General features: G+C 71.0%; 25 protein-coding genes and 2 pseudogenes. 10 read left to right on the top strand and 17 right to left on the bottom strand.

Features of this window, described 5'->3' with window-relative positions; all coding sequences use genetic code 11:
* Positions 1 to 8: 8 nt before the first annotated feature.
* The 5 genes and pseudogenes from E6G06_04920 to E6G06_04900 all read right to left on the bottom strand — a co-directional run bounded on the left by E6G06_04920 (position 9) and on the right by E6G06_04900 (position 4,139).
* Positions 9 to 353 carry a DUF721 domain-containing protein gene (locus E6G06_04920; GenBank protein TML92733.1) on the bottom strand — a complete coding sequence of 115 codons (345 nt, stop codon included), beginning with the start codon at positions 351 to 353 and terminating at the stop codon, positions 9 to 11.
* A complete protein-coding gene (gene recF, locus E6G06_04915; protein TML92732.1) occupies positions 350 to 1,438 on the bottom strand; it encodes a DNA replication/repair protein RecF in 1,089 nt (362 codons plus the stop codon). The genes E6G06_04920 and recF overlap by 4 nt, the downstream gene beginning before the upstream one ends.
* 4 nt (positions 1,439 to 1,442) lie before the next feature.
* Positions 1,443 to 2,537 (bottom strand): DNA polymerase III subunit beta, encoded by a 1,095-nt coding sequence (gene dnaN, locus E6G06_04910; protein TML92731.1) that lies wholly within the window; start codon positions 2,535 to 2,537, stop codon positions 1,443 to 1,445.
* A 219-nt stretch (positions 2,538 to 2,756) separates the two neighbouring features.
* Positions 2,757 to 3,933, bottom strand: a pseudogene (dnaA, locus tag E6G06_04905) (chromosomal replication initiator protein DnaA).
* A gap of 14 nt (positions 3,934 to 3,947) precedes the next feature.
* A pseudogene (locus tag E6G06_04900) lies at positions 3,948 to 4,139 on the bottom strand (hypothetical protein).
* Between the two features lie 301 nt (positions 4,140 to 4,440).
* On the opposite strand from E6G06_04900, the gene E6G06_04895 reads away from it, so the two are divergent.
* From E6G06_04895 to E6G06_04860, 8 genes are all read left to right on the top strand, one after another.
* The gene (locus E6G06_04895) at positions 4,441 to 4,575 is read left to right on the top strand and encodes a 50S ribosomal protein L34 (protein ID TML92730.1); all 135 of its coding nucleotides are present in this window, start codon (positions 4,441 to 4,443) and stop codon (positions 4,573 to 4,575) included.
* Entirely contained in the window at positions 4,572 to 4,904 is a 333-nt protein-coding gene (gene rnpA / locus E6G06_04890; GenBank protein TML92787.1) for a ribonuclease P protein component, read from the top strand. The genes E6G06_04895 and rnpA overlap by 4 nt, the downstream gene beginning before the upstream one ends.
* On the top strand, positions 4,901 to 5,164 hold the full coding sequence (gene yidD / locus E6G06_04885) for a membrane protein insertion efficiency factor YidD (GenBank protein TML92729.1): 264 nt from the start codon (positions 4,901 to 4,903) through the stop codon (positions 5,162 to 5,164). Before rnpA ends, yidD begins: the two co-directional genes overlap by 4 nt.
* Positions 5,064 to 6,146, top strand: a complete 1,083-nt coding sequence (yidC, locus tag E6G06_04880; GenBank protein TML92728.1) for a membrane protein insertase YidC — start codon at positions 5,064 to 5,066, stop codon at positions 6,144 to 6,146. The genes yidD and yidC overlap by 101 nt, the downstream gene beginning before the upstream one ends.
* 6 nt (positions 6,147 to 6,152) lie before the next feature.
* Entirely contained in the window at positions 6,153 to 6,947 is a 795-nt protein-coding gene (locus E6G06_04875; protein ID TML92727.1) for a KH domain-containing protein, read from the top strand.
* Entirely contained in the window at positions 6,944 to 7,603 is a 660-nt protein-coding gene (locus E6G06_04870; GenBank protein TML92726.1) for a hypothetical protein, read from the top strand. The genes E6G06_04875 and E6G06_04870 overlap by 4 nt, the downstream gene beginning before the upstream one ends.
* A 336-nt stretch (positions 7,604 to 7,939) precedes the next feature.
* Positions 7,940 to 8,716 (top strand): ParA family protein, encoded by a 777-nt coding sequence (locus tag E6G06_04865; protein TML92786.1) that lies wholly within the window; start codon positions 7,940 to 7,942, stop codon positions 8,714 to 8,716.
* Positions 8,691 to 9,572, top strand: a complete 882-nt coding sequence (locus E6G06_04860; GenBank protein TML92725.1) for a ParB/RepB/Spo0J family partition protein — start codon at positions 8,691 to 8,693, stop codon at positions 9,570 to 9,572. Before E6G06_04865 ends, E6G06_04860 begins: the two co-directional genes overlap by 26 nt.
* A gap of 62 nt (positions 9,573 to 9,634) precedes the next feature.
* Here E6G06_04860 and E6G06_04855 read toward each other — a convergent pair whose 3' ends face one another.
* The 12 genes from E6G06_04855 to E6G06_04800 all read right to left on the bottom strand — a co-directional run bounded on the left by E6G06_04855 (position 9,635) and on the right by E6G06_04800 (position 20,974).
* Positions 9,635 to 10,600 carry a hypothetical protein gene (locus tag E6G06_04855; GenBank protein ID TML92724.1) on the bottom strand — a complete coding sequence of 322 codons (966 nt, stop codon included), beginning with the start codon at positions 10,598 to 10,600 and terminating at the stop codon, positions 9,635 to 9,637.
* Positions 10,601 to 10,605: 5 nt separating this feature from the next.
* Positions 10,606 to 10,932 carry a thioredoxin gene (gene trxA / locus E6G06_04850; GenBank protein TML92723.1) on the bottom strand — a complete coding sequence of 109 codons (327 nt, stop codon included), beginning with the start codon at positions 10,930 to 10,932 and terminating at the stop codon, positions 10,606 to 10,608.
* Positions 10,933 to 11,057: 125 nt separating this feature from the next.
* Complete coding sequence (trxB, locus tag E6G06_04845; protein ID TML92722.1) at positions 11,058 to 11,999, bottom strand: thioredoxin-disulfide reductase; 942 nt, start codon at positions 11,997 to 11,999, stop codon at positions 11,058 to 11,060.
* A gap of 14 nt (positions 12,000 to 12,013) precedes the next feature.
* Entirely contained in the window at positions 12,014 to 12,361 is a 348-nt protein-coding gene (locus E6G06_04840; GenBank protein ID TML92721.1) for a hypothetical protein, read from the bottom strand.
* Positions 12,362 to 12,403: 42 nt separating this feature from the next.
* The gene (locus E6G06_04835) at positions 12,404 to 13,177 is read right to left on the bottom strand and encodes a hypothetical protein (protein TML92720.1); all 774 of its coding nucleotides are present in this window, start codon (positions 13,175 to 13,177) and stop codon (positions 12,404 to 12,406) included.
* On the bottom strand, positions 13,170 to 13,772 hold the full coding sequence (locus E6G06_04830; GenBank protein ID TML92719.1) for a sigma-70 family RNA polymerase sigma factor: 603 nt from the start codon (positions 13,770 to 13,772) through the stop codon (positions 13,170 to 13,172). Before E6G06_04830 ends, E6G06_04835 begins: the two co-directional genes overlap by 8 nt.
* Before the next feature lie 22 nt (positions 13,773 to 13,794).
* On the bottom strand, positions 13,795 to 15,294 hold the full coding sequence (locus tag E6G06_04825) for a serine/threonine protein kinase (GenBank protein TML92718.1): 1,500 nt from the start codon (positions 15,292 to 15,294) through the stop codon (positions 13,795 to 13,797).
* Between the two features lie 45 nt (positions 15,295 to 15,339).
* A complete protein-coding gene (locus tag E6G06_04820) occupies positions 15,340 to 16,188 on the bottom strand; it encodes a DegV family protein (GenBank protein TML92717.1) in 849 nt (282 codons plus the stop codon).
* Positions 16,189 to 16,205: 17 nt separating this feature from the next.
* A complete protein-coding gene (locus E6G06_04815) occupies positions 16,206 to 16,565 on the bottom strand; it encodes a hypothetical protein (GenBank protein ID TML92716.1) in 360 nt (119 codons plus the stop codon).
* Complete coding sequence (gene murJ / locus E6G06_04810; protein ID TML92715.1) at positions 16,562 to 18,208, bottom strand: murein biosynthesis integral membrane protein MurJ; 1,647 nt, start codon at positions 18,206 to 18,208, stop codon at positions 16,562 to 16,564. The genes E6G06_04815 and murJ overlap by 4 nt, the downstream gene beginning before the upstream one ends.
* Before the next feature lie 7 nt (positions 18,209 to 18,215).
* The gene (locus tag E6G06_04805) at positions 18,216 to 20,195 is read right to left on the bottom strand and encodes a hypothetical protein (GenBank protein ID TML92714.1); all 1,980 of its coding nucleotides are present in this window, start codon (positions 20,193 to 20,195) and stop codon (positions 18,216 to 18,218) included.
* On the bottom strand, positions 20,192 to 20,974 hold the full coding sequence (locus E6G06_04800) for a GNAT family N-acetyltransferase (protein ID TML92713.1): 783 nt from the start codon (positions 20,972 to 20,974) through the stop codon (positions 20,192 to 20,194). Before E6G06_04800 ends, E6G06_04805 begins: the two co-directional genes overlap by 4 nt.
* Here E6G06_04800 and E6G06_04795 point away from each other — a divergent pair.
* Positions 20,947 to 21,993 carry a histone deacetylase gene (locus E6G06_04795; GenBank protein ID TML92712.1) on the top strand — a complete coding sequence of 349 codons (1,047 nt, stop codon included), beginning with the start codon at positions 20,947 to 20,949 and terminating at the stop codon, positions 21,991 to 21,993. The two genes, E6G06_04800 and E6G06_04795, sit on opposite strands and share 28 nt — an antisense overlap.
* Before the next feature lie 74 nt (positions 21,994 to 22,067).
* Positions 22,068 to 23,117 carry a PilT/PilU family type 4a pilus ATPase gene (locus E6G06_04790; GenBank protein TML92785.1) on the top strand — a complete coding sequence of 350 codons (1,050 nt, stop codon included), beginning with the start codon at positions 22,068 to 22,070 and terminating at the stop codon, positions 23,115 to 23,117.
* The last annotated feature ends 16 nt before the right edge of the window (positions 23,118 to 23,133 follow it).

Below are 23,133 nucleotides of genomic sequence, written 5' to 3'. Positions count from 1 at the left end.
GGGGGGTGTCAACGAGCGCGAACCCGCACCTCGACGCGCGTGACGGCGCCAGCCCCCGCGACCGAGCCGAGACGCTCCAGGATGTCGGCCTGCAGGTAGGTCAGCTGGGTGTGCCAGATGGGCTCGTCGACCCCGACGACGAGCACCCCTCGCGCCAGCGAGACGGGCCACGAGTGGTCGGCCACCACCGGTCCCACCACATCGGCCCAGTGGGAGAACACCGCGCCGAGCATCGCCGCGCCCGGCCCTCCCAGGCTGCGCGCCACGCGGTCGAGGGAGTCGCCGAGCGGTCGGGGGCCGTGTCCCTCACCACCGTGTCCCTCACCGGCTTCGTCGTCTCGCCGGCCGCTCACGTGACCCGCCCGTCGGTGACACGCACGACGAGGTCGGCCGTGACGCCGGGGGGGACGCGGCCCGCGGTCGTGAGCACGGCCTGGCGCGACGGCAGGTGCGTGACCAGGGCGGCGGCGCGCGTCTCGTCGAGCTCGGAGAACACGTCGTCGAGCAGCAGCACCGGCGACTCCCCGACGCTCGTGGTCACCACCGCGTGCGCCGCGAGCCGGAGCGCGAGCGCGAGCGAGCGCTGCTCGCCCTGCGAGCCGTGGGTGCGGGCCGGCATGCCCCCGACGGTGAGGACGAGCTCGTCGCGGTGCGGTCCGACCAGGCTCACCCCGCGCCGCAGCTCGTCGACGCGCGCGTTCGCGAGCGCGTCCCCCAGCCCTGTGGCACGCCATGACGCGTCGTAGACCGCCGCGACCTCGCCCGCGGAACCGGCGCGATCGCCACTCACCTGCGCGTACGCCTTGGTCAACTCCGGTTGCAGACGGTCGAGCAGCTCCTCACGCGCCGCGCCCAGCGCGTCACCCGTCTCCGCGAACTTCGCGTCCCACACGTCGAGCGTGGCGAGCAGCTCCGCGTCCGCCCGCTGGGCTGCGGCCTGACGCAACAGCGTGTTGCGCTGCCGCAAGATGCGGTCGAGGTCGGCACGCAGCGCGTCGTTGCGCGGGTGGAGCGCGACGAGCACGTCGTCGATGTAGCGCCTTCGCTCGCTCGGCCCGGCCTTCACGAGCGCGAGGTCGTCGGGGGAGAACACGGTCGTGCGCAACGCGCCGAGCAGGTCGCGGGCCCGCCGGAGCGGTTGGCGGTTCACCGCCACGCGCCCGCGCCCGCTCGTCGGGATCTCAGCCTCGAGGAGCAGCTCGCGGTCCTCGCGCTGCCCTTGGGCACGCACGACGGCCCGTGCGCACCCCTGACGCACGAGCGCGTCGTTCGGCACGCCGCGGAAGGACGAGAGAGCGGCGAGGTAGCCGATCGCCTCGAGCAGGCTGGTCTTGCCCTGTCCGTTGTCGCCCTGCACGACGGTGAGGCCCGGCGCGAACGACAGGTCGAGTGATTCGTAGTTCCGGAAGTCGGTGAGCCAGAGGCGGTCGAGCCGCACGGGTCTACGAGACCCGGACGGGCATCAGCAGGTAGAGGTAGTCGGACCCGCCGGTGGGTCGAACGGTCGCCGGCTTGAGCGCGTCGAGCGTCTCCAACTGCACCTCGTCGCCCGGTATCGCCTCGACGCCGTCGATGAGGAACTCGGGGTTGAAGGCCACGACCATCTCGTTGCCCTCGTACTTGGCGTCGAGGTCCTCGTGCGCCGTGCCCACGTCCTGAGTGATGGCGGTGAGCTCGAGCCCGTCGGCCTTCAGCGCGATCCGCACCGGTGTCGCCTCGCGGGCGAGCAGCTTCACGCGTCGCACCGCGTCGAGCAGCGGCTCCCTGCCGACGATGGCGCGGTTGGGATAGGCGCTCGGGATCAACTGCCGGTAGTTGGGGAACTCCCCCTCCAGCAGGCGCGTGCGCATCCGCACGTTGCCCACCTCGAAGCTCGCCGCGTCATCCGCGAGCCGCAGGGTGACGTGCTCCGCCCCCGCGAGCAGCCGTGTCAGCTCGCCCAGCGCACGCGACGGCACGAGCACGCTCTGCCCCTCGCGCAGCACGCTCGTGCCCGGTAGGTCACGCAGCGCGAGCCGGTACGAGTCGGTGGCAACCATGCGCAGCCCGCCCGCCTCGGCTGCCATCAGCACGCCTGTGAGGATCGGACGGGCGTCGTCGTGGCTGGCCGCAGGAACCACCTGACGCAATGCCTCCGCAAAGTCGGCTGCGGCCAGCGTGACCGCCTCGCCCGTGGGCTGGGGGACCCGCACGAACTCCTCAGCGGGCAGCACGCGCACTGCGAACTGTGACCGACCGGAGGAGATGCGAGCTTCACCCTCGTCGACCTCGAACACGACCGCCCCGGGCTCGAGCGCTCGCACGATGTCGGTGATGAGCCGGGCAGGTACGACGCACACGCCCTCGTCGTCGACGCTGACCTCCGTCTCGACCTGGATGGTCAAGTCGAGGTCGCTCCCGGTCACCTGCAACGAGGAGTCCGAAGCCTCCATGCGTACACCGGAGAGGACCGGCAACGCGCCCCCGCGTGTGGCAGCAGCTCGGGAAGCCGTCGCCAGCGCTTCCTGCAACGCGTCACGTTCGGATCGGAACTTCACGCCAACCTCGCCTCAGTTGTTCTTGTCTCAAAAGAGGAAGTTCCCAAGAGGAAGTAATAAGCCCTGTGGACTGTGGATGTCGAGGTTGCCCGGCTGGTCAGGGCCACTTTCGTCGTCCCCCCTCCGTCCCCAGCTTCGCGCGACGAAGACGGGTCGCGCGACAGGGCCTGGGGACGAGACCGATGTCGTCCACATCCGAAGCAGGTGTCGTCCACGGGGTTATGCCCTGCTCTTGACCCGATGGGTCAGCTCGGTGACCTGCTCGTAGATCGACCGCTTCTCCTTCATCAGCGTGGCGATCTTGTCGACGGCGTGGATGACCGTCGTGTGATCGCGACCGCCGAACTCGCGTGCGATGGCCGGGTAGCTCAGGTCGGTCATCTCCCGGAAGACGTACATGCTGATCTGGCGGGCGGTGACGAGGGGCCGGCTGCGGCTCTTGCCGCAGAGCTCGTCCGCGGTGAACTCGAACATCTCCGAGGTCGCTTCCAAGATGGCCCGCGGGGTGACGGGGCGGGGCTCGTTCGAGCTGATGAGGTCGCCGAGGACCCGCTCGGCCAAGGTGTGGGTGAGCGGCTCCCGGTTGAGGCTGGCGAAGGCGGAGATACGGATGAGTGCGCCTTCGAGCTCACGGATGTTCTGCGTGATGTGTGTCGCGATGTACTCGAGCACCTCCGGAGGCATCGGCGTGCGCTCACCCTCGGCCTTCTTGCGCAAGATGGCGAGACGGGTCTCGAGCTCGGGCGGCTGCACATCGGTGATCAGGCCCCACTCGAAGCGGCTCCGCAGGCGGTCCTCGAGGGTCGCGATGGACCGCGGCGGTCGGTCGGAGGAGATGACGATCTGGCGCCCCGAGCCGTGCAGGGTGTTGAACGTGTGGAAGAACTCCTCCTGCAGGCCCTCTTTGTTCTCCATGAACTGCACGTCGTCGACGAGGAGCACGTCGCACTCGCGATAGCGCCGCTTGAAGATGGTGGTCGTGTTCGTGCGGATCGCATCGACGAACTCGTTGAGGAACGTCTCGGTGGACACGTAACGCACGCGCAGGGCCTGGTAGTTCTCGCGCACGTAATGGCCGATGGCGTGGAGCAGGTGGGTCTTGCCCAGCCCGGCGCCGCCGTAGATGAAGAGCGGGTTGTACGACCGGGCCGGTGTCTCGGCGACTGAGAGCGCGGCAGCGTGCGCGAAGCGGTTCGACGCGCCGATCACGAACGCGTCGAAGCTGTACTTGGGATTCAGTGGCAGCTCGTCGGGAGCCCGCTGTTCCGCCACCGCCGCCAGCGCGCCGTCTTCGGACGGAGACAGGTTGTCGGGCAGGGCCCCGAGCACGGCCCGGTCGATGTCGACGGTCGCACGCTCGGTGTGGACCTCGATGACGAGGTCGGAGGTACGGCCTGCCACCTCGCCGATCACGCTGCGCACGAGCTCCCCGTAGCGCGACGCGATGCGCTCACGGGCGACACCGTTGGGGACCCCCAGGACGAACGTGCCGTCCCGGAACTCGACCGGCCACGCGGTCTCGAACCACGTCTTCCAAGCCGAGTCCGCGATACGGGTGCGGAGGACGGCGACGCAGGAGGTCCACAGGTGCTCAGCCGTCATCACCAGCCCGAACGTCTCCTCGGCTTCAAGCTCGTCCACAACCCCGTCCACACCTGTGGACAACGGCCAACGACCTGCACGCCGCCGAGCCGAGCGTCGTGCCGGTTCAGCAAGGCCCCGGGGGAAGTGAGCGACCCTTGTCCGCCAGGCGGGGTCGTTCCGGGGGTGGCTGGAGCACCGTAGCACCCGCCTCCCCGGCCAGGACAAGGCCGATGGTGCGATGCAGGTCAGGGCGCTCGCGGCTCGGGTTGCCGGTGTGACGGGCGTCCTCTAGCCTCATCCGCCGGCGAGGAGGCCATGAGTGAAGCGCACGTATCAGCCCAACAACCGCAAACGGGCCAAGCGGCACGGGTTTCGGCACCGGATGTCGACGCGCGCGGGGCGGGCGATCGTGCGGGCGCGGCGGCTCAAGGGTCGCCACCGCCTGTCGGCCTGATCTGGCGCGTGCGCGACCGTGCGACGTTCGCCGCGCTGCGGCGGTCGGGATGCCGGGTGACACGGGGCCCGATCACGGTAACCTGGCTTCCAGGCAAGCCCACCGAACCACCCCGGGTCGCGTACGCAGTCGGTCGTGCGGTCGGTCCGGCCGTCGTGCGGAACCGCGTTCGACGACGGCTGCGAGCGATCACCGGCGAGTCCTGCAACCTGCTGCGCCCCGGGGCCTACCTCATCCGAGCCGCCCCCACTGCGGCCACCCAGTCCTATGGAGAGCTGAGCGCAATCGTGTCCACCGCCCTTCGAGCCCTCCCCGACCCGCGCACATGACCACCGCCAACCCGAGCCCGCCGTCCTGGGCGCAACGTGGGCTTCGCGTCGGTATCAACGTTTACCAGACCGTGAGAGCCGGTCGGCCCTCTCCATGTCGTTTCACGCCATCCTGCTCGAACTATGCGCTCGAGGCGATCGAAACACACGGAGCGTGGCGTGGGCTCCGCCTCGCGACACGGCGTGTGGCGCGCTGTCACCCATGGGGTGGTTTCGGGCTCGACCCCGTGCCGCCGACGCCGGATCGAAAGGCCGCGTGACGTGGTCGACCTGAGCCTGATCCTGGCGGCGGCGGACAAGACGGCGCCAAAGAAGTTCTGGATCCTCGACCCCCTCTACACCGTCCTGGGGCACACCTTCGCCTGGTTCTACGGGATCGTCGGCGACTACGGGCTGTCGATCGTCCTCCTGACCGTCGCGGTCAGGGTGCTGTTGATCCCGCTGACGATGAAGCAGATCCGGTCGATGCAGGCGATGCAGCGCCTCCAACCCGAGATCAAACGACTTCAGCAGAAGTACAAGGACGACCGCCAGAAGCTGAACGAAGAGACGATGAAGTTCTACAAGGAGAACAAGGTCAACCCCCTCTCGGGTTGCCTGCCCCTCCTGTTGCAGATGCCGCTGTTCATCGTCCTCTACCGCCTGATCAGAGACCTCGTCCCCAAGTCGGCGAGCGGTGTGGTCGGCAAGCCGAAGCACATCCCCAAGGACAGCGAGCTGTACCACGCGCTGGTGAAGGAAGCGGGGACGATGAAGGCGTGGGGCATGGACCTCGCGGAGCGTGCCACGACCGTGCACGGGCTGGGGAAGGCATGGCCGTACTACGTGCTGATCGCGTTCGTCGTCGCGACGGGCTGGTACCAGCAGCGTCAGACCACGGCTCGTCAGGCCGCCGACGGCGCGGTGAACCAGCAGGCCCAGATGATGGGCAAGATCTTCCCGATCTTCTTCGGGTTCATCTCCCTCACCATCCCGGCCGGCGTGGTCGTGTACTTCGCGACGTCGAACGTCTGGCAGATCGCGCAGCAGTCGATCATGTTCCGCAAGAAGACGACACCTTCGGGCGATGTCAAGCCGGTCATCCCGCAGCCCGACCCGGAGCCGCCGAAGGGCACGAAGCCGGCGGCCAAGGCGGAGCCCAAGCCACGGCCGCAGTCCGGCCGGGCCCAGCGCCCGGGCGGGAACGGGGCCCGCCCATCCCGCGGCGGGGCCCGGTCGAAGGGGAAGCCCAAGAGGAGGTAGGCGCCGGTGGAGTGGGTGGAGGTCACCGGTCGCTCGGTGGAAGAGGCCAAGGAGGCGGCGCTCGATCAGCTGGGGGTCGATGCGCAGGAGGCCGAGTTCGAGGTGCTCGAGGAGCCACGGAGCGGCTTCCTGGGCCGTCTGCGGTCGGAGGCACGGGTGCGGGCCCGGGTGCTGCCGACCGCGCCCCGCCCCAAGCTGGAGCGCCGTGACCGTCGTGACCGCCGGCCCGCACGCGACCGGAAGCAGGCTCGCCCCCCGGCGGCCCGCGCCGCGTCCCGGCCGAAGCCCGAGAAGCCGGCGGCAGAGAAGGAGAGCGTCATGACCGAAGCACCGACCCTGGCCGAGGAGGCGGAAGCGGCGAAGGAGTTCCTGGTCGGGCTGCTGGACGCGCTCGACGCCGACGCCACCGTGTCCAGCCGCATCGTCGAGGAGGAGACGATCGAGGTGGCCGTGACCGGGGGCGACCTCGGGCTGCTCATCGGGCCGAAAGGACAGACGCTGGCCGCGGTCCAGGAGCTGACGCGCACCGTCGTCCAGCGCCGTCTGGGCGGGCGCCGGGGGCGGCTCCTCGTCGACGTCGCGGAGTACCGCCGGAAGCGCCGCGCCGCGCTCGAGCGCTTCACGACCGAGGTGGCCGAGCAGGTGCGAGCCACGGGCACGGCGACGTTGCTCGAGCCCATGACGCCGCCCGACCGCAAGATCGTCCACGACACCGTGAACGCCATCGAGGGCGTCTCCACGAGCTCGGAGGGCGAGGAGCCGTACCGCCGGGTGGCGATCACGCCCGACGCGACCCCCTGATCGCCGACCCCGGGCCGGGCTCGGCGGAACAGGGCTCCTTCCCGTCGGCGCTCGTCGCTGTCCTCGAGGAGGCCAGCGGGCTCGGGTTCCTGGGCCCGGGCCCGGTTCGCCCGCACCTCGAGCACGCCGCCGGCTTCGCCGAAGCCCTGGGCCCGGAAGCACCACCGAGTTCGGCCGTCGACCTGGGGAGCGGCGGCGGGGTGCCCGGCCTGGTGCTCGCGACGATGTGGCCGGCCACGTCGTGGACGTTCGTGGAGGCGCACCGGCGTCGTGCGGCGTTCCTCGAGGCGGCGGCGATGCGACTGGGGTGCTCCGCCCGGGTCGACGTCGTGGCCGAGCGAGCCGAGCTCGTCGGGCGCGACCCGGCTCATCGCGGCGCGTACCGGGTGGTGGTGGCCCGAAGCTTCGGCCCCCCTGCGGTGACGGCGGAATGCGGGGCACCGTTGCTGGCGGCAGGCGGGCTCCTCGTGGTGAGCGAGCCGCCGGCGAGCGAAGGCACCCGCTGGCCGGCCGCGGGTCTGGCGCTGCTCGGTGCCGCGCCCGAGCGGGTCGCTAGTCTGACAAAAGGGACGTTTCAGGTCATCCGGCAGGCGCTGCCGTGCCCCGAGCGCTATCCCAGGCGGATCGGGGTACCCGCCAAGCGCCCGCTGTTCTGAAGTTTCACGTGAAACGTCAGCTCGTGCTTGACCCGCCGACCCGCCGACCGGCAGGATAGCGCCCGCGTGAGTACACCCAGCGACGATCTCGCCAGCCGAGCTCGCGCGATCTTCTCCCGGCTCCGCACGACCGAGCCGGTGGAGGAACGTTCCGACGACGCCAGCGACGCCGATCCCGCCGCGGAGGCATCCGAAGCCACGCTCTCGGCTGTCGCCCCTGCCGACTCGACTTTCGCGCCCACACCCGTGCCCGTCTCGCCGACACCCTCCCTCGCCCAGATGGCCCGGCAGGCGAAGGAAGACTTCGCGGCCACGCCTGCCGACGTGGTGCGCGACCTGCCCCGTATCCTCGCCATCGCGAACCAGAAGGGTGGCGTCGGCAAGACAACGACGGCGGTCAACCTGGGCGCGGGGCTGGCGGAGCTCGGCTATCGGGTCCTGATCGTCGACCTCGATCCCCAGGGCAACGCCACGACCGGCCTGGGGGTCAACGCCCGCAACCTCCAGTCGTCGATCTACGACGCCATCATGAACGAGACCCCGATCGAGGACTGCATCGAACCGACCGCGGTTCGCAACCTCTTCGTGGCCCCCGCCACCATCGACCTCGCGGGCGCCGAGATCGAGCTGGTGCCGGCCTTCAGCCGTGAGCTCAAGCTGCGGCGCGCGCTCGACACGATCACGGGCGAGTTCGACTACACGCTCATCGACTGCCCGCCGTCGCTCGGCCTGCTCACGGTCAACGGACTGGCCGCAGCCGACGAGGTCGTCGTGCCGATCCAGTGCGAGTACTACGCGCTCGAGGGCCTGGGCCAGCTCCTGCGCAACGTGCAGCTGGTGCAGTCCAACCTGAATCCCAAGCTCGAGGTCAGCGCCATCATCCTCACCATGTACGACGCCCGCACCAAGCTCGCCGAGCAGGTGGCGCAGGAGGTACGCGACCACTTCGGCCCGAAGGTGTGCCGGAACCTCGTCCCCCGCACGGTGCGGCTCTCGGAGGCGCCGTCGTGCGGGCAGCCCAGCATCGTGTTCGATCCGTCTTCGCGAGGGGCCATCGCCTACCGCGAGCTGGCCAAGGAGGTGAGCGGTGGTGCGCCGCAGCGGTCTGGGTAAGGGGCTGGGGGCCCTCATCCCCCCGACCACAACCGAGACGGCGGCCGCCTACCAGGAGTTGCCGGTGAGCGCGCTGCGGCCCAACCCGAACCAGCCCCGCAGCACCTTCGACGAGGAGTCGATGGCATCGCTGACCGCGTCGATCCGTGAGGTCGGGATCCTGCAACCGGTACTGGTGCGGCCGATGGAGGACGGCGAGTACGAGCTCGTGGCGGGTGAGCGCCGCTGGCGGGCGGCGCGCCGCGCCGGGCTCCAGTCGATCCCTGCGCTCATCCGCACCGTCGGCGACACGGCCACGCTCGAGCAGGCGCTGGTGGAGAACCTGCAACGCGAGGACCTCAACCCGCTCGACGAGGCGGCCGCGTACCAGCAGCTGATCGAGGACTTCAGACTGACGCACGACGAGGTTGCCACTCGAGTGGGCAAGAGTCGGGTCGCGATCTCGAACACCCTCCGACTCTTCCAGCTGCCCTCGGGCATCCAGAAGCTCGTCGCCCAGAGTCAGCTGGCCGCCGGCCACGCGCGAGCCCTCCTCGCCACCCCCGACCGCAGCTTCCAGGAGACGCTGGCCCGGCGTGCCGTGGCCGAGGGGATGTCGGTGCGGGCGGTGGAGGAAGCGGTCCGCAAGCACGGCGAAGGCGACGCGGGCGCCGGGCGCGAGCGGAGCGCCCAGGCGCGGCGCCTTCGGGCCCCCGGCCTGCTCGAGCTGGAGGAGCTGCTCTCCGCCCACCTCGACACGCGCGTGAAGGTGGAGATGGGGCCCAGCAAGGGCCGGGTCGTCGTGGATTTCGCCACCCTCGAGGACCTCGAGCGGATCTACCGGGCCATGACCGGGGACGTTCGTCCGCCGGAGTAGCTCCCACACCTGCGCCGGAGAACTATCCACAGCCTGTGCGCGAGCTTGTGGACGACGTGGGGTCAGACCCGGTCGAACGCGTTCACCCAGGCGTCCATGGCCCGCCCGACCGCCTGCGCGAGCGACCTTCCCTTCACCACGAAGGGCCACGGGGGCCCGAGCTCACAGACCACCGCGGGCATGCGCGTCTCGCGCAGGACCGGCAACGCCATCCCCGTGATGGCGGGGGCGCCGCCCGGGAGCACGGGCCCGAGCTCTCGGCTCAGCGCCTCGGCCAGGTGGCGACCACCGGGCGACTCGAATCCATGGGCGCCGTAGTAGGCGATCGCGCACTCACCCTCGGTGGAGACGAGGCCGAGATAGACGTGGGCCTCCATGCCGTTGGCCTGCTCGGCCTGGGCGGAGCCGTCAGGATGCTCCACGACGAGCGCGAGCGCCCCCCGCTCGGCCAGCGCCCGTCGCACGGCGTCGGCGAGCGCGCTCAGCCCGCCCGCGTCGCCGATCACGATGCGGCGGCCCAGCAGGGTCCGCGGTGACTGGCGCAGCGCCTCACGCTCCCGGACGCCGACGACCGGCTCAGGGTCGTCCGCGTGTGAGCCGAGGCGATCGAGGCTCTCCCATGCCGCGGGCCCGCACACCGCGTCGGTGGTGAGGCCCGCGTTGCGCTGGAAGTCGATGAGGGCCCGCTGCGTGCGCTCGCCGAAGATGCCGTCGACGCGTCCGGCGTCGAAACCGAGCGCGCCCAACCGCCGTTGCAACGCCGCGATGTCGTCGCCCCGCAGCGGGGGCGAGGCGTGGTAGAGCAGCCGGTCGCCGGCGCGGTAACCCGCCTCCACCAACGAGCCCCAGGTCTGTGGCCCACAGATGCCGTCCACGTGCAGGCCCCGAGCCTGCTGGAACGCTCGCACCGCGGCTTCGGTGCCCTCGCCGAAGAGCCCCGGCCGGTCGGGGGCGGTGTCGATCCCGACGCCCGCCAACCGCGCCTGGAGGTCGCGGATCGGTTCGCCGACGTGGCCGCGGCGCAGCAACGGGCTTACAGGAATTCCTGGAGCTCCTGAAGCAGTTGCTGCTTGCCCTTGGCCCCGATGAGCCGCTTCTTGGCCACGCCGTCCTTGAACAACATGAGGGTGGGGATGCTCATGATCTCGAACCGGCGGGCCACATCGGGGCTGTCGTCGACGTTCACCTTCACCACCCGGAGCGTGTCGGGGTGCTCGTTGGCGAGCTCAGACAGGACGGGCGCGATGAGCTTGCACGGCCCGCACCACTCGGCCCAGAAGTCCACCAACACCAACGCCTCAGCGCCGTTGACCTCTTCGTCGAACGTGCTGTCGGTTAGTTCAGTGATGCCGTCGGCCATCGCTCCTGTCGCCTCCTGGTGAACTGCGGGATCGTACCCGTCGGGTTGTCAGAACAAGGAACCAATCGACTGCATTCCTCGGCCTCAATCGAGAATGAGAACAACTCTCATTAGTGCCGCCGGTGTCACTCATGCGCTTCCAGCCAGCGCTCGGCGTCGATCGCGGCCATGCAGCCCGAGCCCGCGGCGGTGACGGCTTGACGGTAGACATGGTCCTGCACGTCGCCACACGCGAAGACGCCCTCGACGTTGGTCTTGGTTCCGTCGTGCGTGCGCAGGTAGCCGGTGGTCTCCATGTCGAGCTGGCCGCGGAAGAGGTCGGTGTTCGGCACATGGCCGATCGCGACGAAGAGACCGGTGACCGGCAGGATCGACTCCTCGCCCGTCGTGACGTGTCTCACGCGCGCGCCCGTGAGCTTGGTGCCGCCCAACAGCTCGACGGCGACGTGGTCCCAGAGGAACTCGATCTTGTCGTTCTTGAACGCCCGTTCCTGCATGATCTTCGAGGCGCGCAGGCTGTCGCGCCGGTGGATCACCGTGACCTTGTGCGCGAACTTGGTGAGGAAGATCGCCTCTTCCAGTGCCGAATCGCCGCCCCCGACGACCGCGATCTCCTGGCCGCGGAAGAAGAAGCCGTCGCACGTGGCGCACGTCGAGACCCCGTGCCCGATCAACGGGAGCTCGTGTTCGAGCCCGAGCATCAGCGCGCGCGCGCCGGTCGACACGATGACCGCACGGGCGCGGTACTCGTCGGCGCCCACCCACACCCCGAAGGGTCGGGCCGAGAGGTCGACCTTGGTGACCTTGGCCGTGAGGTACTCCGCGCCGAAGCGCTCGGCCTGGGCGCGGAACGAGCCCATCAGCTCGGGCCCCATCACGCCGTCGATGAACCCCGGGTAGTTCTCGACCTCGGTCGTCAGCATGAGCTGGCCGCCGGGCTGGTCACTGCTCGACGACAGCTCGCCCTCGATCACGAGGGGTTGGAGGTTGGCCCGGGCCGTGTAGATAGCGGCCGTCAGCCCCGCCGGCCCCGAACCGATGATGATCACGTTGCGAGCGTCGGACACGTGCCTCCCGGCGGTCAGCGCGCCTCACGCGGACGCGCCATGCGGAAGAGCAACAGCCCGGCGAAGACGAATATGCCGCCGACGATGAGATGGGCCGCCCACACCCGGTTGTCACCGAACGGGAGGTAGACGACCAGCGCGCGCACGGCACCGATGGCGACCAGAACCAGCGCCATCGTGCCCACCAACGCGGCGAGGAGGCCGAACACGACCCACCGGGCCAACCCCACGAGCGGCTCGGAGGTCTTGGTGCGGATCGTCGTGACGACGCGGTCGATGGTGTCGGCCGTCTGTACCGTCCAGTCGGCCTCGTCGTTCGCGGCCGGTGCCGATGGGACCCGGGCCTCGACGTTGGTGGGCATGGCGCGAGAGCCTACCCGTCGCGTTGTTCCGGACAACTGCTCTCAGGGCGCGTACGACTGGAACTCCAACACCCGACAGTCCGCCTGCGCGAGGACGTAGACCCGCGCCGCGCCGGGCCGTCCGGCCACCGCATACACCAGCACCTCCGCAGGTGTTCCCTGCCAGGTCGCGGTGCCCGCGGCCGCGGGGCTGACGTTGGCGGGATCGAGTGCTCGTGCCGCGTCCACGCATCGCCGTCCCGCGCTGTCGCCCGTCCCGAACTGCCGCCCCGTCTGTGCCGACTCGCGGACCGTGCCCGCGGCTTTGGGTGCGGCGGCATTCGGTGCGCCGGGCACGCCGGCGTCGAGCCGCGCCACGATGGGCTGGACCCGCGCGCGGAGGGCCGCGGTGTCGCTCAGCGCCCCAAGGTCGCCGAGGTCCGTCGCGGCGATGGCGGTCGTCGACGGTGCCGCGGCTCCCGCCTCGGTGCCACGCGCGGCCCCGGTCGTCTTCAGCGCGTCGCGCTTCGCCGAGTGCGACAGCTGTGAGAGCCCGATCGCGGCGCCGAGCACGAGCAGGATCGCGGCCGCGATGCCGGCTCGGGCGCGTCGCGCGCCGCGAGGGTGACCGACGGCGTCGAGCGCGCGAGCGATCGTCGCGTCGCGTTGCCAGGCGGGGGGAGGTGTCACGGGGGCGCCGACCGCGGCGCGGACCCGGCGCAGCTCCGCCAGCCGCGCCGTGCACGCAGTGCAGCTCTCGACGTGGACGCGCACCTGCGGCTCCTCGCCGTCGAGATGAGCGCTCAAGGCTTCGTCGTCGGGGTGCAGGTCACTCATGGGCAGGGTTTGGACGGTTGGCGGCGCCCGATGGGTTCCCGCGAGTGTCCGGTGGCACGTCGTCACGCAGCATGTCGGCGAGCGCGGCACGGCCGCGGGCGATGCGCGACCGCACCGTGCCGGGCGGGATCTCGAGTACGTGGGCGATCTCGTCGTAGGAGAGCGTGCAGAGGTCGCGGAGCACCACGGGGGCCCGGAACTCGGCGGGCAGGCGAGCGAGCGCGGCGTCGACATCGAGGCGGGTGGCGACGGCCTGGTCGAGCGCCGCGTCCGTGCCGAGCGACGTCAGGGCCGCGACCGGCAGGCCCGGCTCGGGCCGGCGCCGGCGCCGGCGCAGCTCGTCGAGCGCAGCGTTGGTGGCGACCCGGTAGGCCCACGTCTTGAAGGAGGACCGCTCGTCGAAGCGGTCGAGTCCCCGCGCCACGGCGATGAGCGCCTCCTGGGTGGCGTCGAGGGCGTCCGCGTCGTTGCCGGTGAGCCGCCGGCACAGGGCATGCAGGCGGTCATGGTGGCGCCGCAGGAGGTCTTCGAGGGCCTGGCGGTCGCCGCTGCGGGCGGCGCGGACCAGCGCCGTGTCGTCGCGGTCGTCGGCAATGTGACGAGCGTACCGACGCGGCTCAGGTGGAGACGCGCACGTCGTCGATCTGCGTCACGCGCGTCTCGCCGAGGTCGGTGATCCAGATCAGCACCGCGGCCCCACGCGTGCCCTTCAGGTCGAAGGTGGTGTCGCCGTCGATGCCCGACTTCGCGTCGACCGGGCGACCCCAGCCCGCGAGCGTCGGTTGGAAGGCGTCGGCCACGTACACCTCGACCGCGTAGCCCTTCGTGGGCGAGGAGACCTGCACCTGGGCCAGCTTCTCGGCGCGATCGAGCTGGATGGCGATGCCGACTCCCGGCTTGAGGTTTCCGAAGCGTCGGGTCGCGTAGCGCTCGGTGGTCCAGGCAGTGGCCGGGTTTCCGTCGATGACGTTGCCGGCCTGCTCGTCGTGCTCGCTGCCGCCGCCGAGGGGATCGAACGCCCGCGCGCCGACGAGCTTGACCGGGGTGGTCGAGCTGCCCGACGCCGGGCGCTTGGACGGGTTGAGGAAGCTGCGCACGTTGTCGTTGCGGGCGAACAGCACGCCGACGGTGCCGAGCGCGAGGGCGATGAGCACGATGACGACGACGGGAATCATCCACGAGCGCTCGGTCTGCGCGAACGTCGGCGCGATCCCTTCGGGCGGTGTCGGGTCGCGCGTCACCATGGCGGTGGCGTCGTCGTCGACGAGGTCGATCATCGAGAGTGCGGCGCGCATGTCGCCCGCGGTGTCGAAGCGGTCGGAGGGCGCCTTCGCCATCGCCTTGAGCACGACGGCCTCGAGCGGCCGGGGGATGCCGGCACGCACCTGGCGCGGAGCAACCGGCGCGACCCGCACGTGCTTCATGGCGACCGCGAGCTCGGTGTCGCCGGTGAAGGGCGGCCGGCCGCAAAGCATCTCGTAGAGCACGACACCGAGTGAGTAGACGTCGGCCCGCCGATCCTGCGGCTCGCCGTTCACCTGCTCCGGGGACAGGTACTTCGCGGTGCCCACGATCGCGCCCGTCTGGGTGAGGTCGGCGTTGCTCCCGAACACGGTCGAGGCGGCTTTGGCGATGCCGAAGTCGGCGACCTTGACCCTGCCGTCGTCGGCGATCAGGACGTTGGCGGGCTTGACGTCGCGATGGACGATGCCCTGGCCGTGCGCGTAGTCGAGCGCGTCGGCGGTCTGTGCCGCGATCTGCACCGCCCGCGCCGGGCCGAGCGCGCCCCGGGCGGCGAGCAGCTCGCGCAACGTCCTGCCCCGCACCAGCTCCATGACGATGTACGCGAGGCTGCCGTCGACGCCGGTGTCGAAGATCGCGACGACGTTGGGATGCGACAGCCGGGCAGCTGCCACCGCCTCGCGGCGGAAGCGCTCGAGGAACGCGGTGTCGTCGGCCAGGTGGGGATGGAGCACCTTGACCGCGACGGAACGGGCGAGGATCTCGTCGTGCGCCTCCCACACCTGTGCCATGCCGCCGCCCGCGATGAGCCGGACGAGGCGGTAGCGCCCGCCGAGGACGCTCTCAGCGGCGATGGGCGCGGCGGCGTCGGGCACCAGGTCACCGTACCGATGGGTGGGGGTCGTCTCCAGGCGGGTGGGTCAGGCGGTCGTGTGGTAGGCCACGCCCATCACGCGCGGCCCCGCGTGGGTGCCGATGACGGCGCCGATGTCGCCGATCACGATGTCCTCACGGGGGAAGTGCGCGTCGAGCATGTCGAGGAACTCGTCGAGATCGGGCGCGTCGCCGTGCATCACCGCGAGGTCCTCGATGCCTTGCGTCGCCTGCTCGGCCACCTTGTCGACGAGGTAACGCAGCGCACGCGAGCGTGTGCGTTGCTTCGACTCCTCCTCGACGAGGCCGTCGACGACCCAGATCACCGGCTTGAGCGACAGCATGGAGCCGAGCATGGCCTTGGCCCCACCGATGCGCCCACCCTTCTTCAGGTTCTCGAGCGTGTCGAGGGTGCCGAGCACGCGCGTGCGGCGGCTCAGGTCCTCGGCCGCGCCGGCGACGTCGTCGAGACTCTTGCCCGCGGCAGCGAGCCTGGCGGCGGCGATCGCGATGTTGCCGAGGCCCATGGTGACCGACAGCGAGTCGACCACCCGCACGGGGACCTCGCCCTGCAACGTGTTCGCCGCCATCTGCGCGGCCTGGTACGTGGCCGAGAGCTTGGAGGAGAGGTTGATGCACACGACTCCCTCGGCGCCGGCGGCCTTGGCCGCGCGGAAGGCCTCCTCGAAGGCGCCGGCCGACGGCGCCGCCGTCTCCGGGAGCACGGGGGACGTGCCGCACCGGGCCCAGAACTGCTTGGGCGAGAGATCTCGCCGGTCGACGAACTCGTCATCTCCGAACCGGATCGTCAGCGGCACGATGTCGATGTCGAGCTCGACGGCCAGATCGTTCGGAAGATCGCAGCTGCTGTCGGTGACGACGCGCACTCCGGGCATGGGCGCTCCTTATCGGCTCATCGGCTCGCAGGCTGGGCCGTGGCGCGGAGGTGCACCTCGTACCAGCCCCGGGTCTTCTTGAAATTGTGTAGAAGGTACGACTTCGCACGCTTGGAAACAGTGACGTGCACCACACCGGCGTCGTCGACGAAGAACTCGTCGAGCTTGGCGCCGTCGCCGTTGGTGTCGTCGAGGGCGGCTTGGTAGGCCTGTTCCCGGTCGTTCGTGCGGCCGAAAGCGTACGCCGCGTCGCTCGCGGCGTTGTGGGCGGTGCTGTCGAGCTGCGCCTTGGTCCACAGCGGCGAGCCGAGCTCGATCAACGCGAAGCCCGCGATCGCGATGGCGGCGACGATCTTGACGAGTCCCTTGACGATCATCTGGAGCGTCGCGACCGCGGAACCACCCGGGTCAGCACATCGAGCTCGCGCACTCTCATCGCCCTGGCTGCCAGGAGATAAACGGTAACACCGGCGACAACGGCCCCCGTGACCTGCAGGAGCTCCCCGCCGGCGTCGACGTCGGACAAGGCGCGCGAGACCGCCCAGACCACGCCGGCCATCACTGCGGTGGCGAGCGCCATGCGTCCAACGGACGCCCACACCGAGGGCCCGTCGAGCCCGCCGGCGCGACGGCGCAACGCCAACGCGGCGAGGGCGGCGCCGAGCGCATAGGCGAGGGTGAAGCCGAGCGCGAGGCCCTGCACGCCGAGCGCCGGGTAGAGGGCGAGGTCGAAGGCGATGGTGAGCACGTTCTGGATGCAGTTGATGAGAAACGGCGTGCGGGTGTCCTGGGTGGCGGTGAAGCCGCGCATGAAGAGGAGGTAGGCGCTGAAGGCGGGCAGTCCGAGCGCGAAGAGCGCGAGCACGTCGGAGGCGGTGCCGACGTCGGCCGCGGCGCCGTGCCGTAGGAGCAGGGTGAGGATGGGCCGCGCCAGGAGGGCGTAGCCGGCGGCCGCAGGGAGCATGACCAGCGCGACGGCGCGCAGGCCCAGCGAGAGGCGATCGCGGTAGCCGTCGCGGTTGCCGGTCGACCAGCGCTCGGCTAGGTCGGGCACGAGCGCGGTGAGGATCGACACCGCGAGCACGCCGTAGGGCAGCTGGAAGAACACGTATGCGTAGGCGTAGGCGGAGACGTCACCCGGCTCGCGGTTGGCGAGCACGAGAGCCACCCAGAACGAGACCTGGTTGGCGACGACGTAGCCGAGCGTCCATCCCGCGAGCCGGAGCACGCGCCGGATGGCGGGGTGCCGGGGCGCCCAGACGAAGCGGAGATGCACGCCGGCGCCCTTCAACAGCGGCCAGAGCACGAGCGCCTGCGCGGCCACGCCGGCGGTCGTCCCGAGGCCGAGCCAGAGGAGCAGGCCCGAGTCGTGGCGCGCCGCGGCGAGGGCCAGGCTGCGGTTGAGATGGGGCACGGCGAGCAGGACGCCGATCACGACGAGGTTGTTGAGCACCGGCGCGGCCATGGGCCAGAAGAAGCGGCGCCGGGCGTTGAGCAACGCGGTGAAGAGCGCAGTGGCGCCGTAGAACAGCACCTGGGGCGCGAAGCAGCGCAGCAGGAACGTGCCGACGGCGATCTGGTCGCCCGTCGCCGCACCCCGGCGGCCGACCGTGTAGATGCGGAACACCCACGGCGCCGCCACGACGAACAGCACCGACATCACGAGCAGGAACGTCACCGCGGCGGTGACGATGGCGGAGATGGCCGTCCATCCCTCGTCGTCTGCCGCCTCGTCCGCGTTCGCGCCGGGGCGGGTCAGGTGGTCGACGAAGACGGGGACGATGAACGCCGAGAGGATGCCCCCGAGCAAGAGGTCGTAGACGATGTTGGGTGTCGTGTTGGCGAGGTTGTAGGTGTCCGCGAGCCGCGCGCGCGAGCCCAGCCCCAGCGCGTACGCGAGCGCCACGATGCGGCCGAACCCGGTGACCCGCGAGAGCAGCGTCCCCGCCGTCATGCCGATGGTGGCGCGCGACAGGCGTGCCGTGTCGTCGGTCGGCGGCTCCGCGACGACTTCGGTCACGCGCTGGTCACTCGGGGACCAGGCGACGGGCCCTCCGTCCGCGCCGGAAGTCGCGACCCCACCAGACGACGAGGAACAGAGCCGCGCCCGCAGAGAGCACGATGCCGACGCCGGACGCGGCGGTCGAACGCACGGTGAGGAGCGTGTTGGCTATCTGCAGGGTGCCGTCGGGCGACACGACCACGATGTTGAGGCCGGTGTCGCCAGAGGTGCGCGCCTTGACGGGGAAGCGCGCCGTCGTGTTGAGCCGCGACAGGTCGAGGGGTCGGACGCGGTCACTGGCGCGGAGGATGAGCTTCTCGCTCTTTATGCGCACCTGGATGTGGACGGGGTAGCCGGTCTCGTTGCGGAAGCTGATCGGGATCTCTCCCTCGCGTGCGGTCAGCGTGATCGTGCGGCCGGTGGGCAGCTTGATCCGAGCCATCTGGTCCTTGATCGTCGCGTTGACGGCGTAGAGGTAGGCGGCCCGCCGGCTCGTGCGCAGCTCGACCGACTGTGAGACGAGCAGCCGGTTGCTCAGCCGGTCGGGAAGCGGGTTCTCCCGGCCGACGACGCTCGCAAAGCCGTCCAGCCGGGCGCGGGCCGCGTTCAGGGCGTGCGCCGGGTACGGCGCGGGCCGGGGCGACGGGACCAGCGTCCGCTCGAGTGGCTTCCTCCGGTCGACTCCGGCGGGCACGCTGGTGAACAGCCCATCGAGGGTCGTCGCGCTCACGACGGGATTGGCGCGCAACCCCAGCAGGAGCGCACGGAGGAACGCGCCCGTCGGACGCCACGACCGCGGCGCCACCGCGACGACGCCGCGCCCGCCGGTGGGTTCGTTCGGCACCTCGAAGTAGATGAACGCGAGATCGGCGAGCAGTTGATGGGCATGCAGCACATCGTCGCCGCCGTCGACGAAGTGGGCGCTCAGATCGGGGTCGGCGACGAACGCGGTCTGCCTGCTCCCCGGCCGGGCCTCGATCGTGAACGGCCGCGCCCGGTTGGCGGCGTCGAGGCCGTCGCGGAGGGGCGAGAGGTTGGCGGCCGGCAGCACCAGCCGGTCGAAGCCCCGACCGCGGAGGTCTGCGAGCGACCCCTGGTCGATCGGGTCGCGCGCCACCCACGTGCGGGGGTCGGGGCGTTGTCCCTCTGCGAGCAGACGCTGGGCCACGACGTCGGAGCCGGCTGTCAGCTGGGCGCCGGCTTCGTCGCCCAGCCGCGCGTCCAGCAGGGCCGGCATGTCGACCGGGACGTAGGGCCCGGCCAGGACCTGACGGCCGCGCACGGCGTTGCGCAATGAAGCCAGCGCCTCTCTTCCGGTGGCGCTCACGGTGAGCGCGTCGAGGGTCTCCGGCGTGGGGTCGAGCACGACGGGCACGTCGGCCACCGACTCGAGCGCCCCGGCCAGCGCCCGGATGTCGTCGAGGTGCCCGAGATGGCGGGCGCCGCCCGGCTGCAACGCGGGTGCGTCGTGGACCGGCAGCACGACCGCGACCTTGATCGGCTGCGTCACCGGCAGCGATGCCACGTAGACGAGGTGGGTCACGAAGCTGCTGATCACCGCCGTCGTGTCGCCCGTCCCGCGCAGCTCCACCCGAACCGGGTAGACGCCGCCGCTCGCGCTTTCCGGCGGCGGCACGCTGAGGAAGAACGAGTCGGCGCCACAGCCCCCGACCTGCACGCGCTCGAGGGGAACGCGCACGAACCCGAGCTGCTTGCCGAGGCTCTTGCCGTCGAGCGTATGCAGGAAGTTGGTGCGGTTCAGGAGCCGCGAGTACGTGAAGACCGCGAGCTCCACCTGGGACGGGTCGGCCACGCCCGAGACGCGGACGCAGAGGACGAGGTTCTCGCCCGCCCGCACGAACGCGCTCTGGTCGACGAGCGACAGCGCGCCCGTCGGCGCGACCGCCGCCGCGCCCTGCGGGTGGCCTCCGGGGCCGGCCGGGCCCGACGCCGCGCCGAGCGAGACCAGGCTCAGCACGAGGGCCGCGGCGATCCGCAGCCTCACTGCTGCAGCTCGTGGCGGAGAACGGCCAGACCGTCGCGATCTAGACGGAAGCCCAGGCCGCGGTAGAGCTCGAGGGCCGCGTGGTTGTCGAGCTGGGTGTTCACGACCGCCCTCGCGACGCCGTGGCGCCGCATCCAATGGAGCGCGTCGAGGGCAAGGGCGCGGCCGAGGCCACTGCGCTGGTGGGCGGGATCGACCGCGAGACGCTGGAGGTAGCCGTGTCGCTCCGACCGACCGCTCACCGCGTACGCGCAGAGTCGGGCGTCGCGGCCGGCGACGCGGAACCGGGTCGCGGGGGTGGCGTCGATGGCGTCCTTCAGGCCGGCGCAGTCGAGCCGCCAGAACGGGTCGAACGCGACCGCGTCGACGGCGAGGGCGGGGCCGCGGTCGGCCTTCCGGCCCCTGCGCAGAGTCGGCCGGCGGGGGCGGTCCGCGAGGTCGGCGAGGTCGTGGCCCAGCAGGTGGAGGCGCTCGTGCTCGTCGAACCCGGCGGCGAGGAACGGCTGCTGCTCCTGCGGGGCGAGGGCGCCAGTGATGACCGTCGTGTACCCCTCGCCCGCGAGCCGGTCGAGGCAGCGCTGGATGAAGCCGGGGGACGGCGTCGGCGTGTCGGGCAGGCACAGGAGGAGCGCGGTGCGGGCGTCGCTTCGCCAGGGGACGGCCCGCGCGCGCTCGCGACCCCATTCGATGACGCCGACGGAGGCGGTTACGCGCCCGGGTGGGGAGGACGCGGTCACGTGGCCCGAGGATAATGACCGGCGCTCTCGCAAGACGGGCACGCCGGTACGCTCGACGCGTGACGATCCTGCTCGAGACGCATGCGAGCTACCTGCACCACGACACCGGGCCGGGCCATCCGGAGCGCCCGGCCCGCCTCGAAGCCGTGCTCCAGGGAATCGCCGACGCCGGCGTCGGCGACGCGATCGTCTCCGTCTCGCCGCGCCCGGCGACCCAGTCCGAGATCGAGGGTGCGCACACGCCCGACTTCGTCGCCGCGCTCCGGCGCTTCTGCCTCAGCGGGGGCGGCCACCTCGACCCCGACACCTCGGCCGGGCCCGAGTCGTGGGACGCGGCCCTGCTCGCGGCAGGAGCGGGCCTCGATGCGGTCGAGCGCCTCGAGCGCGGCGAGGCCGACGCCGCCTTCTGCGCGGTGCGCCCGCCGGGCCATCACGCCACGCCGAACCGGGCGATGGGCTTCTGCCTGCTCAACAACGTCGCGGTGACGGCGGCCGCGCTCGCCGACCGGGGCGAGCGGGTGTTGATCGTGGACTGGGACGCGCACCACGGGAACGGCACCCAGGACTGCTTCTACGGCGACCCACGCGTCCTCTACGTCTCGATGCACGAGTTCCCCCTCTATCCCGGCACCGGACGCCTGGACGAGACCGGTACCGGCGAGGGCGACGGGTGCACCGTCAACTTCCCGTTCCCCGCGGGCACGACCGGCGACACCTACCTGGCGGCCGTCGACGAGCTGGTCGTCCCCCTGGCGGAAGCCTTCACGCCGACCTGGCTGCTCGTCTCGGCCGGCTTCGACGCGCACCGCGCCGACCCGCTCACCGGTCTGGGCCTGGCGGCGGGTGACTACGCCGACCTGACGCGGCGCCTGCTCCCCCTGGTGGCGCGCGGGCGGGTGGTGGCGTTCCTCGAGGGTGGTTACGACCTGGAAGCGCTCGCGCTCTCGGCCGGCGCGTGCGTGGCTGCGCTGGCGGGCGACGACTACCGGCCCGAGGCGGCCACCGCAGGCGGGGCGGGGCGCGCCGTGGTCGACGCCGCGCTCAGGTTGCGCTCGGGTTAGGCCGATACGTCCAGCGTGACGACCGCGGAAAGGATCAGGTCGTGCTGGATCTGAACGAGCTGCTGCGTTACCTGATGGAGCAGCGGGGCTCCGACCTGCACGTGAAGGTGGCATCCGCGCCGTACGTGCGTGTCGACGGCCATCTGCAGCCGACTTCGTTCGACAGCGTCACGCCCGCCGACACCGAGCGGATGGCCTTCGCGATCATGCCGAAGGAGCGGGCGGACGAGTTCATGACGATGTCGGAGGCGGACTTCGCCTACAGCGTCTCGGGGCTGGGCCGTTTCCGCGTCAACGTCTTCCGCCAGCGCGGATCGGTCGGCCTCGTGTTCCGCCGCGTGCTCCCAGGCACGCCGTCGTTCGAGGCGCTGGGGCTGCCATCGGTCGCGGCGCGGCTGGCCGAAGAGCCGCGGGGCATGGTGCTTGTCACGGGACCCACCGGTGCCGGAAAGACGACGACCATCGCCGCCATGATCGACCACATCAACGAGGTCAAGGCGGTCAACGTCGTCACCATCGAGGATCCGATCGAGGTCCTGCACCACGACAAGAAGGCCATCATCAACCAGCGCGAGATCGGCAGTGACACGCGCGACTACGCCCAGGCGATGAAGAGGGTGCTGCGCCAGGACCCCGACGTCATCTTCATCGGCGAGATGCGCGACCCGGAGACGGTCTGGGCGGCTCTGGCCGCGGCCGAGACCGGCCACCTCGTGCTGTCCACCCTGCACACCACCAACGCCACCGAGACCGTCAACCGGATCGTCGACTTCTTCCCGCCGTTCCAGCAGAAGCAGGTGAGGCTCACGCTGGCGTCGTCGCTGCGCGGCGTGGTCAGCCAGCGCCTGCTCGAGCGCGCTGACGGCAAGGGCCGCGTGCCCGCAACCGAGACCCTCGTGATGACGGGGCGGATCTTCGATCGCATCGTCGACCCCGAGGGTCAGGAGACGATCGAGGACATCATCGCCGACGGCGAGTACTACGGGATGCAGACGTTCGACCAGAGCCTGTTCGGCCTCTACAAGAACGGCCTCGTTTCGCTCCGTGACGCGATGGGCGTGTCGTCGCATCCGCACGACTTCCGCATCGCCCTCCAGCAGGCCGGGCTCTCCACCACGTACTGACCGACGTCGCCCGAAC

This window comes from Actinomycetota bacterium, from assembly GCA_005888325.1.
GTDB lineage: Bacteria > Actinomycetota > Acidimicrobiia > Acidimicrobiales > AC-14 > AC-14.
The sequence above is the reverse complement of the archived record's forward strand: the minus strand, read 5'-3'. Positions and strand labels throughout refer to the sequence as shown.

What these genes read in the sequence shown, in the direction of transcription:
- trxA (TML92723.1), bottom strand. Translation starts at nt 10,932, where the DNA reads ATGGCCGACGGCATCACTGAACTAACCGACAGCACGTTCGACGAAGAG.
- E6G06_04790 (TML92785.1), top strand. Translation starts at nt 22,068, where the DNA reads ATGGAGCAGCGGGGCTCCGACCTGCACGTGAAGGTGGCATCCGCGCCG.
- E6G06_04795 (TML92712.1), top strand. Translation starts at nt 20,947, where the DNA reads ATGACCGGCGCTCTCGCAAGACGGGCACGCCGGTACGCTCGACGCGTG.
- E6G06_04835 (TML92720.1), bottom strand. Translation starts at nt 13,177, where the DNA reads ATGAGTGACCTGCACCCCGACGACGAAGCCTTGAGCGCTCATCTCGAC.
- yidD (TML92729.1), top strand. Translation starts at nt 4,901, where the DNA reads ATGACCACCGCCAACCCGAGCCCGCCGTCCTGGGCGCAACGTGGGCTT.
- E6G06_04820 (TML92717.1), bottom strand. Translation starts at nt 16,188, where the DNA reads ATGCCCGGAGTGCGCGTCGTCACCGACAGCAGCTGCGATCTTCCGAAC.
- E6G06_04815 (TML92716.1), bottom strand. Translation starts at nt 16,565, where the DNA reads ATGATCGTCAAGGGACTCGTCAAGATCGTCGCCGCCATCGCGATCGCG.
- E6G06_04840 (TML92721.1), bottom strand. Translation starts at nt 12,361, where the DNA reads ATGCCCACCAACGTCGAGGCCCGGGTCCCATCGGCACCGGCCGCGAAC.